The organism is Rathayibacter sp. AY1F9 (genome assembly GCF_002932155.1).
Taxonomy (GTDB): domain Bacteria; phylum Actinomycetota; class Actinomycetes; order Actinomycetales; family Microbacteriaceae; genus Rathayibacter.
In genome coordinates this window covers 66,004-77,059 of sequence record NZ_PSVA01000015.1, presented here as the reverse complement: position 1 = coordinate 77,059, position 11,056 = coordinate 66,004, and the positions used below count along the sequence as shown (strand labels likewise).

Below are 11,056 nucleotides of genomic sequence, written 5' to 3'. Positions count from 1 at the left end.
AGATCACCGCGCGCCGCAACGTCCTCTTCATCGCGGATGAGATCCAGTCCGGCCTCGGCCGCACCGGCGCCACCTTCGCCTGCGGGCTGGTCGGGGGACGAGGGCGGGGTGTTCTCCGGCGGGAGAGGTGTGCTCATCGCGCGCATATTGCAAAGCGGCGACGGCCAGCCGCGACATCGAGACGTCCCGTCTCAACATGTCTCTCCCCCCTCCCGCGGGATGCCACTCGGGTTCGCCGGACACAGCGTGTCGCGGACCGGAGCGGCATCTCGCGGGGGGAGGACGGTGCGCCTCAGCGCAGCGACTCGAGCACGGCCTCCAGCTCGTCGACGGCGAAGTCGATCTCGGCAGCGGTGACCACGAGCGGCGGCGCCAGGCGGATCGTCGAGCCGTGCGTGTCCTTGGCCAGCACTCCGCGGGCCATCAGGGCCTCGCAGACGGCGCGGCCCGAGGCGAGCGCCGGGTCGATGTCGATGCCGGCCCAGAGTCCGGCGCCGCGGACGGCGACCACTCCCCGGCCGATCAGCGCCTCGAGGCGCGCGTGCAGCTGGGCGCCGCGCTCGCGGGCGAGGGCCTGGTACTCGCCGGTCGCGAGCATCTCGACGACCGCGAGGCCGACGGCCGCGGCGAGCGGGTTGCCGCCGAAGGTGGAGCCGTGCTGGCCCGGCTGCAGGACGCCGAGCACGTCGGCGTCCGCGACCACGGCCGAGACGGGGACGATGCCGCCGCCGAGCGCCTTGCCGAGCAGGTAGACGTCGGGGACGACTCCGACCAGGTCGCAGGCGAAGGTGGCGCCGGTGCGGCCGAGGCCGGACTGGATCTCATCCGCGATGAAGAGGACGTTGCGGCGCGCGGTGATCTCGCGGACGGCCGGGAGGTAGTCGGCCGGCGGCACGACGATGCCCGCCTCGCCCTGGATCGGCTCGATCAGCACCGCCACGGTGTCGTCGTCGATCGCGGCCTCGAGGGCTTCCGCGTCGCCGAACGGGACCGTGCGGAATCCGGGCGTGAACGGGGCGAAGCCGTCGCGCGCCTCCGCGTCGTCGCTGAACGAGATGATCGTGGTCGTGCGACCGTGGAAGTTGCCCGCCGCGACGATGATGTTCGCCCGGCCCGGAGCGACGCCCTTGACCCGGTAGCCCCAGGCGCGGGCGACCTTGATGCCCGACTCGACCACCTCCGCGCCCGTGTTCATCGGCAGGACCATGTCCTTGCCGGCGAGCGCGGCGAGCGCCGTGACGAACGGGCCGAGGCGGTCGTTGTGGAACGCGCGGCTGGTCAGGGTGACGCGGCCGAGCTGCTCGCGGGCCGCCTCCAGAAGCACCGGGTGCGAGTGGCCGAAGTTCACGGCGGAGTAGGCGGCGAGGCAGTCGAGGTAGCGGACGCCCTCGACGTCGGTGATCCAGGCGCCCTCGCCGGTGGCCGCGACGACGGGCAGCGGGTGGTAGTTGTGGGCGGCGTGCTCCTCCTCCGCGGCGATGAGGGCGGCGGAGCGGGCGGTGTCGGTGTCGGTGATGCTCATGTCGTTCCTCCTGAGGGGACGATCGACTCTCCAGGAGTCGTCGCACTCGGCGTCGAGTGCGACGGATCGTGGACAGTGGAGGGTGGGTCGGCGCTGCTGGTCGCCGACCACGGGGAGTGGGTCAGCGGCGCAGCTCGAGCGTGCAGCACTTCACGCCGCCGCCGCCGAGCAGCAGCTCGGACAGGTCGACGCCGATCGGGTTGTAGCCGCGCTCGCGCAGCTGGCGCTCGAAGCCCGTCGCGCGGGAGGCGATGACGACGTTGAGGCCGTCGGAGAAGGAGTTGAGCCCGAGCACGGACGCGTCCTCCTCCGAGACGAGGATCGCGTCGGGGTAGAGCTCGCGGAGGGTGCGGTTGCCCTCCTCGCTGAACGCGCTCGGTAGGTAGGCGATGTTCGTGTCGTCGAGCACGGCGATCGCGGTGTCGAGGTGGTAGAACGACGGGTTCACGAGCTCGAGCGTGACGACCTCGCGGCCGAAGACGCGGGCGACCTCGGCGTGCGAGTCGGAGGCGGAGCGGAAGCCCGTGCCGGCGAGGATCCGCTCGCCGACGAGGAGGAAGTCGCCCTCGCCCTCGTTGACCTCCTCGGGGACGCGGACGTCGAAGCCGGCCGAGCGGAACCAGTCCATGTACGCCGGGCCCTCGGGCTGGCGCTCGGGGTAGGTGAAGGAGGCACCGTAGGCGATGCCGTCGATCACGAATCCGCCGTTGGCCGCGTAGACCATGTCCGGCAGTCCGGCCTCGGGCTCGATCAGCTCGATCGTGAAGCCGAGATCGGCGTAGGTGTCGTAGAGGGTCTGCCACTGCCGGACGGCGAGGGAGGTGTCGGTGGGGACCTGCGGGTCCATCCACGGATTGATGCGGTAGACGACGGTGAAGTGCTCGGGACGGCACATCAGGATCGTCTTCGCGACGGGGGTTCGGGCGGGTGCCTCGGCGAGCACGGCGGTATCGGTCATTCGAGTCCTCCTGCGAAAGGATGCGGATGAGCGGACCGGGTCCAGTGGCTCCGTGCCCCGCGCATGACGCAGCGGGATGGAGCACGCTCGCGCCCAGTCTTGCACGCGCCGATCGTGCGGTTCTCGCCGTGGGGCGCACGGAACGCGCGTGAACGGTGGGTGCGGCGCGGAAAACCACCGTGGCTCTCGCGCGGGGCGCTGAGTTGCCGCGACGGCTCCTCTTCCTCGCCCTGATGCAGGGGCTTTCGGAGCAACGACGTTGCGCCTCTCGGTGAGAAGGCCTTATCCCTCTCTCTTGTCATCGCGCTGATGACATCTGTGGAATCCGCCGAATTCTGCCCTGAATGGGGGACTTAGTGCAGCGATAAGCGGCATGGGACGATCCCTCCGGCCCGACAGTCGTCGGCCTTCTCGCTCCGACGAATCCGGATGCCCTCCTCCATGCGAACGAAGACCCTCAGCGTCTCCCTTTTCCTCGCCCTGCTCCTCTCCCTCTTCGTCGCGACCCCGGCCCAGGCCGCGGGTTCGCCGGCTGCGCCGACGAACGTCGTCGCCGTGCAGGACGGATGCTCAGACGCCGTCACAGTCTCGTGGAGCGCCCCCCAGCCAGCGGTCGCGGGCTATCGAGTCCATGTCTTTCAAAAGTCGTACTGGTACCCCGGTTATATCTTCTACGAAGCCGTCACGCTGGCATCCGTCGAGGTGAGGAACGGCACCTCGACCACCGTTGCCGTACCGCACATCACCGATTCGATCGGCGTCGAGGTCGTCAGCGTGTCCGACCTTTCGGTCCCACCCACCGGCGGCTCAGAGAACGAGCAGTTTCAGCCTTCAGATACGCAGAGCACCGCAGCATCCGCGGATGTTCACCGCCAGTCAGGCGCTCCCGGCCCCGTGGACCTCACCGTGACGGTCGACCCCTCGACCAAGGTCGCGTCTGCACGATGGAAGGCCCCGACCCGCAACGGGCAGCCCTGCAATTTCGACGAGTACCACGCCCGCAGTGAGCTGATCTTCGCTCCGGACGAGGACGACGCGGGTTACCCGGGTTACGACGACGTCTACACGAGCGATACCACCAGTGCGGATTTCAGTCTCGAGCAGGGAGCCTTTTACGAGTTCTGCATTTGGTCGGCATCGACTACTTATGGAGCGAAGAATCGTCGCACTTTCACCGACTCTCTCAAGACGTGCGCCGGTTTCAGCACCGACTTCTCCATGCCGTCGGCACCGGAACAGGTCCATGCCGAATCCTCGGGCAGCTCCATCACTGTGTCGTGGAGCGAGCCGTCCAACGGCGGCGGCAGTCCCGTCACCGGCTACCGAGTGGCCCGCGACGGCACCGATGCCGCAGGTGGCGGCCCCTGGTCGACCGTCGTCTCCGCTGATCGCCGCTCGCAGACGTTCACGAACCTCCGCCCGAACACCTCGTACACCTTCACGGTGAGGGCGATCAACGAGATCGGTGCGGGCGAGACCGCGTCCGTCACCCGCACCGCCGACCCCTACGTCGCCCCCTCCGTTCCCACGCGCGTCGCCGGCACCACGAACGACAGCGTGCGATCCGCGACGATCTCCTGGGCGCCTCCGGAGTCGGCCGGCAACCCGGCGATCACCGGCTACCGCGTCTCGCGCAACGGCGTCGACAACGCGGGCGCCGGTCCGTGGTCGACGACGGTCGCCGCCACCGCCCGCTCCTTCACGTTCACGCACCTGGCGGCGGGCGCCACCTACACGATGAGCGTCAGCGCGATCAACGCCGGAGGCGACAGCGGGGCGGCATCGACCGTCGTGCGCATCGGCGGCACCGCCCTCACCGCCGCGACGCCGACCGTCACCGGCACCGCCGCGGTCGGCTCGACGCTCACGGCGAGCGCCGGCACCTGGGGTCCCTCCCCCGTGGCACTCGCGTACCAGTGGCGCGCGAACGGCACCGCGATCAGCGGGGCGACCGGCACCACGTACCGTCCGGTCGCGGGCGACGCGGGCAGGGTGATCACCGTCGCCGTCACGGGCTCGAAGTCGGGCTACGTCTCGACCACGCGGGTCTCCTCCGGGACCGCTGCCGTGACCGGCGGCGCGATCACCGCCGCGACGCCGACCATCAGCGGCACGGCGAAGGTCGGCTCGACCCTCACCGCGAAGCCCGGCACCTGGGGTCCCTCCCCCGTCGCCCTCGCCTACCAGTGGAAGGCGAACGGCACCGCTCTGAGCGGGGCGACGTCCGCGACGTACACGCCGACCGGCGCCACTCTCGGCAAGACGATCACCGTGACGGTCACGGGGTCGAAGTCCGGATTCACCGCCGTGACGAAGACCTCCGCGAAGACGAGCGCCGTGGTGGCGGGCACCCTCTCCGCCGCGACCCCGACGATCACCGGCACCGCGAAGGTCGGCTCCACCCTGACCGCCAAGCCGGGCACCTGGGGTCCCTCGCCGGTGGCCCTCACCTACCAGTGGAAGGCGAACGGCACCGCGATCTCCGGGGCGACCTCCGCCACCTACAAGCCGACCAGCGCCACGGTGGGGAAGAAGATCACGGTGACCGTCACCGGCAAGAAGGCCGACTACACGACGGCGACGCGCACCTCCGCCGCCACCGCAGCGGTCGTCAAGTAGGGGATCCGACCCGGGCCGCCGGGGGAGCCTGCTCGCGCGGACTCCTCCGGCGGCCCCGGGAATCCACCACCATCGTCCCCCGGACGGGGGCCCATCCCGCCGACACCCGCCCTCGCCCGGAGGCGGGCGGCGGCTAGCATTCAGACACCGTGTCCGCCGCGGCCTCCCGCGGATCCTGCCGAAAGGCCCGCCGTGCCCGCACGCCCCCTCGCCGCGATCGGCGTCTCCGCTCTCCTGCTGGCCGGCCTCGCCGCCGGTCCGGCCGTCGCCGCCCCCGATCTCCCGGGCGCGAGCGCCGCGCAGGAGGCGTCCGCCGAGGTCGTCCTCTCCGGCACCATCGCGCTCCGCGACGCCGATGAGGAGCACCCCGCCCCCGAGAACCCGTACTTCTACGTCCAGGTCGAGGACGCCGAGGGGGACGTGGTCGCCCAGGCGAACACGGGCGCGGACTTCTCCCTCCCCGTTCCCGGCGGCGAGCCCCTCACCGTCCGCGCGAACCTGATCGGCAGCGACGACTGGTACCCGACCTGGTTCGGCGACACCCCGGTCGCCGAGGCCGCGAGGACGACCCGGGGGACCGACGAGTCCGTCGCCATCTCCCTCCTGCGCACCGCCGAGCTGTCCGGATCGATCACCGCCGACGCGGTCCCCGGCGTCTCCTCCCCCTCCTTCGACGTGCAGGCCTGGTGGGTCGACGGAGGGACGTACTCGCTGCTCGACACCGTCCCCGTCACCGGAGCCCCCGGCGCCGCCCGCGCGTGGGACACGGGCGACCTCGCCCTGCCCGCCGGCGACTACCTCCTGCGCCTCGTGGAGCCGGGGTACCCCGCCTACGACGACCAGTACTTCTCGCGCCTGGCCCGCCTCGACGAGCGCGCGGTCGTCACCGTGCCGCCGGGCGGCCGCAGCGGCATCGACTTCTTCCCGTCGGCCTACTCCTCCGACGTCGCCCGCCTCGCCGGGACCGACCGGTACGCGACCGCCGTCGCGGTGACCGCCTCCGGATTCGCCGACGGCGCCCCCGTCGTCTACCTCGCCAGCGGAGCGAACTGGCCGGACGCGCTGAGCGCCGGCCCCGCCGCCGCGAAGCAGGGCGGCGCCCTCCTGCTCACCGACCCGAGCGTCCTGCCCGCCGTGGTGGCGACCGAGCTGCGCCGCCTCGCCCCGCAGCGGATCGTCGTGGTCGGCAGCGCCCTCTCCGTGAGCGAGTCGGTGCTCCAGCAGGTGAAGGCCCTCGGGATCCCGACCGAGCGCATCGAGGGCGTCGACCGCTACGACACCTCGCGCCGGATCGTCGAGGACGCCTTCCCGGACGGCAGCTACGAGAACGTCTTCGTCGCGACCGGCACCAACTTCCCGGACGCCCTCTCGGTCGCGCCGATCGCCGGCCGCCGCGCCGAGCCCGTCCTCCTCGTCGACGGCGCCCGCTCGCGCCTCGACCAGCCGACCCGTGACACCCTCGCCGGACTCGACCCCTCCTCCGTGCAGCTGCTCGGCGGTGCGCCGTCGATCTCGACCGCCGTCGAGGCAGACCTCCGCGCCGCGAAGATCGCCGGCACCGTGTCGCGCATCGCCGGGACGGACCGCCACGACACCAGCCGACGCCTCAACGACGTCTTCCCGCCGTCCGAGCTGGGCGACACCGTCTACCTCGCGACCGCCACCGGCTTCGCCGATGCGCTGGCCGTCGGCCCGGTCGCCGCGAAGCAGGGCGCCCCGCTCTACCTCAGCGAGCCGACCTGCCTGCCGCGCAGCACCCGTGTGAAGATGCAGGGCCACGACCTCGATCAGGTGCTGCTCCTCGGCAGCCCCCTGACCCTGTCGGCGCAGGTGCGCTCGCTGTCCGCCTGCTGAGACCCGAGACGCACCGCACGAGCCCTGGAGATCCATGAGCGCCACCGCCGACCGTCCCCTCCTCGTCGGCATCGAGACCGGGGGCACGAAGGTCGTCGCGGCGGTCGCCGACGCCGCTGATCCCGAGCGGATCCTCGCGACGACGACCCTGCCGACCCGCGGGCCCGCCGAGACTCTCGCCGATCTGGCCGGCTTCGTCAGCGGCCACGGAGTCGACGGCACCGTCGCCGCGGTCGGCGTCGCCTCCTTCGGCCCGCTCGACATCGACCCCGGCTCGCCGACCTACGGACACCTCACCTCCACGCCGAAGCTCGGCTGGGAGGGCACCGACGTCCTCGGCCCGATCGGCGCGGCCGCACCGGGCGCGCGGCTCGCGCTGGTCACCGACGTCAACGGAGCCGCCCTGGGCGAGGCCCGCTGGGGCGCCGGGGCCGGAGTCGACGACTTCGTCTACCTGACCGTCGGCACCGGAGTCGGCGGCGGCGTGATCGCGGGCGGACGGCTCCTCGCCGGCAGCGGCTGGCCCGAGGTCGCGCACCTGCTGCCCCGCCGCCACCCCGAGGACGGCTTCGCCGGCACCTGCCCGTTCCACGGCGACTGCCTCGAGGGCCTGGTCGCCGGTCCCGCGATCTCGGCGCGCTGGGGCGTCGACGGCTCCCTCCTCGGCCCCGAGGAGGCGGCCGCGAACCTCCGCTTCAGCTCCTACTACCTCGCGCAGCTCGTCACGACGCTCGCCTACGTCGCGGGCGTGCGGCTCGCGGTCGTCGGCGGAGGCGTGTCGAAGACGCCGGGGCTCGTCCCCGCGGTCGAGGCCGAGGTCGAGCGGCTGATGGGCGCGCCCGGAGCGACGGGGACGGGCGGCGGGCGGATCCGCATCGTGCGCCCGGCCCTCGGCGACGAGTCCGGGGTGCGCGGGGCGATCTCGCTGGCGGAGTCCCTGCTCGGCTGAGCCCTACCCTCGTCCCATGAGCGAGCGACCCGTCGACCCCTCCGCCCCCGACTCCGGTCGCGACGAGACGGTGGAGGAGCGATCCGACCGCAACTGGAACGAGATCCTGCAGGAGCTGCGGGTCGTGCAGACCGGCACGCAGATCCTGGGCGGCTTCCTGCTGACGCTGTGCTTCCAGCAGCGCTTCGCCGACCTCGCGCCGCCGGACGTGGCGCTCTACCTCGTGCTCGTCCTGCTCGCCGCGTGCGTCACGATCCTGGCGCTGGCGCCGGTCATCGCCCACCGGCTGCTGTTCCAGCGGCGGAGGAAGGCCGAGCTGGTGCGGTTCGGCAACCGGGTGGTCACGGTGTGCCTCGCGGCGGGATCGCTGCTGTTCGTCGGAGTCGTGGGCTTCGTGTTCGACGTCGTGCTGGGCGGGCCGGCGGGCCTCTGGGCGGGCGGAGGCGTGCTGCTGCTGCTCGCCGTGGTCTGGGCGACCGCGCCGGTCCTCCTGCGGAGGCGCTGAGGGCGGCGGACTCTGCCCGCCCCTCCCCCGCGAGTCAACGGGGTACCCGGCTCCGCCGCGCTCTTCCTACCGTGGCCGCGAGGCGCGCACCGCGCCGACGCGAGAGGAGCACCATGACCGACCGGACCGAGCAGCCGCAGGAGAACCCGCAGAACCACGACCACGTCGACGACGCGGGCGTCGACAAGCCCTCGCAGGCCGAGGGCGACGACACCGAGGGATCGGCCGGCTGATCGCCGCCTCGATCCCCGTCCTCCCCGCGGTCGACAGCAGCGCGGCATCGAGGCGGCGCGCTTCTTCTACGAGGGCGGGCGCTTCGACCGCGAGGGCGCACTGCCCGGCTCCGTGCTGCACCTCCTGCAGGACGAGGGCAGCGTGCAGACCCTCGAGGACGAGCCGCACCGGAGGCGGAAGCGGATGTTCCTGGATCTGGTGGAGACGCCCGAGCAGCGGTCGAGGCTGGTCTCGGCCTTCGCGCGGGAGTGGCAGGCGTCCGCCGCCCGGCTGACGGGCGAGCGGGTCCGCCTCCAGGACGTCGCCGCGGAGGTCCTGGGCCGCGCGGTCCTGTCGTGGGCCGGCATCGAGGCCGACGAGGAGGAGGTGCTGCGGCGCACGGACGAGCTCCGGGCGATGATCGACAACGCCGGGCGCTTCGGCCCGCACAACTGGGCCGCGCGACTCCGCCGCCGCTCGACCGAGCGGTGGGCGCGCGGCCTGATCGAGGCGAGCCGGACGGCCGGACCCTCCCCGACTCCCCTGCACCGGATCGCGCACGAGAAGGAGGACGGCGGCCTCCTGCCCGTCGAGGTCGCCGCGGTGGAGCTGATCAACGTGCTGCGGCCCACGGTCGCGGTGGGGCGCTTCGTTGTCCTGGCGGCGCTCGCGCTGCACCGGCATCCGGAGTGGCGGGAGCGGCTCGCCGACCAGGAGGAGCGCGTCGCGTTCGCGAACGAGGTGCGGCGCTTCTACCCGTTCTTCCCGATGGTCGGAGGAAGGGCCCGCCGGGAGCTGGACTTCCGCGGCGAGACGCTTCCCGCGGGGCAGTGGATGCTGCTCGACCTCTACGCGACGGACCACGGCTCGCACTGGGAGGCGCCGGGCCGCTTCGATCCGGAGCGGTTCCGGTCGCCGGTCGACCGCAACGGCTTCATCGCCCAGGGCGGCGGGCACTACGGAGGCGACCACCGGTGCCCGGGCGAGCCGGCGACCGTCGACCTGCTGTCCGCGGCGCTGGAGCTCCTGGCCGCGGGGCACCCGTACGACGTCGAGGACGGGCAGGATCTGCGCGTGAGCCTGCAGAGCTTCCCGACCGGGCCGGAGGACGGCTTCGTGGTGAGGTTCCGCTAGGGGCGGGCGGGCTCGGCTCGCGGCCTCGGCGGGTGGCCTCGGTCGGCGGCCTCCGCGGGGGCGGTCGTCCTCCACAGGCCGCGGTTCCGCGCGCTCTCCCCGGATCCGCTCGGGCACTCCCCGCCCGCCTCGCCCGGCGAGCACGCTCGGGGGATGCAGAAGCCGAGTCAGTCCTCCGGAGCGTCGAGCTCCTCGAGCGCCCGCAGCGCCTCGCGGGCGCGCTCGAGACGATCGGCCTCGGGCTCGTCCCACCATGCCGGTCCGCGCTCGCCCAGCCCGTGCTTGGCGAGCCCGACCCTCCTGCGCGCCAGCGCCTCCGCCTCCGCGTCCTCGTGCAGCCTGGCGGAGCGCACTCCCGAGCGCCCGCGCCCGAGGTGCGAGGTGAGGCCGGCGACCACGTCCTCCGGCAGCGAGGGGTCGGTGCGCCGCCATCGGCGGCCCTTCACCACGAGCCAGCGCTCGTCGTCCTCGTCGCTCACCCCGTCACCGCCGCCTCGGGTCGAGCCGGTCACCGGTGCTCGTGAGGTCCACCTGATCCGGCAGGAGGAGCGCCTCGATCCGCCCCGCGGCGGAGACCCGCAGCAGGTCGTCGACGAGGGCGCGCGAGCCGCCGATCAGCGTCGAGTCGAAGTCGACCTCGCTCGCGAGGTACCAGGCCCGGTCCTCCGGCCAGAGCGCGAGCGGAGTCTGCACGACGAGCCCGGAGGCGTCGGCGAAGCCCGCCGCGCGCGCCCACGCGGTGTCCTCGAGCACCCGGACGTCGAGCGAGAGCAGAGGCCCCTCCCGCCCCGGCAGCTCGACCGTCGCCGCGGCGGCGGTCTCGGGGTGCTCCCAGCCGGTCGGCCGGGTGTCGCTCATCCACTCGGGCAGCTCGTCCGAGGCGTCCGCGCGGGAGATCAGGATCCGCGACCCGCCGCTCAGCACGCCGAACCCCTCCCAGAACACGGCGAGGCAGTCGTCGGGGGTGCTCGTGTGCTCCGCGAGCACGGCGGCGACGGCCGCGAGCTCGTCGAGCGGGAGCACTCCGAGGCGGGGCTCCGCGTACTCGTCGGGATGCTCGCCGGTGAGCGAGTACCACTGCGCGAGCGGATGCAGGAGCGTCCCCTCCCGCTCGGCGACCTCGCGCCAGCGCCGGGGCGGGTCGTCGGAGGGGTGCAGGATCCGCACGGCCGCCTCGAACAGCGGCGGGACGATCCCCTCGAAGCGCCCGAACGCGCCGAGAGCGCCCAGCATCGGCTCCGCCCGCGCGGCGTCCCGCTCGGCGCGCAGGGGCGCGTCCCGGGGTGTCGGCTCGACCATCGG

At 72.9% G+C, this 11,056-nt stretch carries 9 protein-coding genes and 1 pseudogene; 6 read left to right on the top strand and 4 right to left on the bottom strand.

The genetic code is table 11. The features are described 5' to 3' along the window. Positions 1 to 95 (top strand): annotated as a pseudogene (locus tag C5C37_RS17160) (aminotransferase class III-fold pyridoxal phosphate-dependent enzyme); the annotation flags it as partial. A 197-nt stretch (positions 96 to 292) separates the two neighbouring features. Here C5C37_RS17160 and rocD read toward each other — a convergent pair. Beyond that, positions 293 to 1,522: an ornithine--oxo-acid transaminase gene (rocD, locus tag C5C37_RS11030; RefSeq protein ID WP_181127410.1), complete on the bottom strand. Its 1,230-nt coding sequence runs from the start codon at positions 1,520 to 1,522 to the stop codon at positions 293 to 295. 121 nt (positions 1,523 to 1,643) lie between these two features. After that, positions 1,644 to 2,480 carry a dimethylargininase gene (ddaH, locus tag C5C37_RS11025; RefSeq protein ID WP_104226838.1) on the bottom strand — a complete coding sequence of 279 codons (837 nt, stop codon included), beginning with the start codon at positions 2,478 to 2,480 and terminating at the stop codon, positions 1,644 to 1,646. A gap of 441 nt (positions 2,481 to 2,921) precedes the next feature. Here ddaH and C5C37_RS11020 point away from each other — a divergent pair, with 441 nt between their 5' ends. The 5 genes from C5C37_RS11020 to C5C37_RS11000 all read left to right on the top strand — a co-directional run bounded on the left by C5C37_RS11020 (position 2,922) and on the right by C5C37_RS11000 (position 9,754). Beyond that, the gene (locus C5C37_RS11020) at positions 2,922 to 5,099 is read left to right on the top strand and encodes a fibronectin type III domain-containing protein (protein WP_181127409.1); all 2,178 of its coding nucleotides are present in this window, start codon (positions 2,922 to 2,924) and stop codon (positions 5,097 to 5,099) included. Between the two features lie 192 nt (positions 5,100 to 5,291). Continuing rightward, positions 5,292 to 6,953, top strand: a complete 1,662-nt coding sequence (locus C5C37_RS11015) for a cell wall-binding repeat-containing protein (RefSeq protein WP_104338938.1) — start codon at positions 5,292 to 5,294, stop codon at positions 6,951 to 6,953. Positions 6,954 to 6,987: 34 nt separating this feature from the next. Next, complete coding sequence (locus tag C5C37_RS11010) at positions 6,988 to 7,902, top strand: ROK family protein (protein WP_104338937.1); 915 nt, start codon at positions 6,988 to 6,990, stop codon at positions 7,900 to 7,902. A 16-nt stretch (positions 7,903 to 7,918) separates the two neighbouring features. Beyond that, positions 7,919 to 8,407, top strand: coding sequence for a DUF6328 family protein (locus C5C37_RS11005; protein WP_104256068.1), 489 nt, complete (start codon positions 7,919 to 7,921; stop codon positions 8,405 to 8,407). 345 nt (positions 8,408 to 8,752) lie between these two features. Further along, the gene (locus C5C37_RS11000) at positions 8,753 to 9,754 is read left to right on the top strand and encodes a cytochrome P450 (protein ID WP_104338936.1); all 1,002 of its coding nucleotides are present in this window, start codon (positions 8,753 to 8,755) and stop codon (positions 9,752 to 9,754) included. A 167-nt stretch (positions 9,755 to 9,921) separates the two neighbouring features. On the opposite strand, the gene C5C37_RS10995 is transcribed toward C5C37_RS11000, so the two are convergent. Continuing rightward, complete coding sequence (locus C5C37_RS10995) at positions 9,922 to 10,233, bottom strand: biopolymer transporter Tol (protein WP_104223799.1); 312 nt, start codon at positions 10,231 to 10,233, stop codon at positions 9,922 to 9,924. A 4-nt stretch (positions 10,234 to 10,237) separates the two neighbouring features. Then, entirely contained in the window at positions 10,238 to 11,053 is an 816-nt protein-coding gene (locus C5C37_RS10990) for a hypothetical protein (protein WP_104338935.1), read from the bottom strand. Positions 11,054 to 11,056 lie beyond the last annotated feature (3 nt).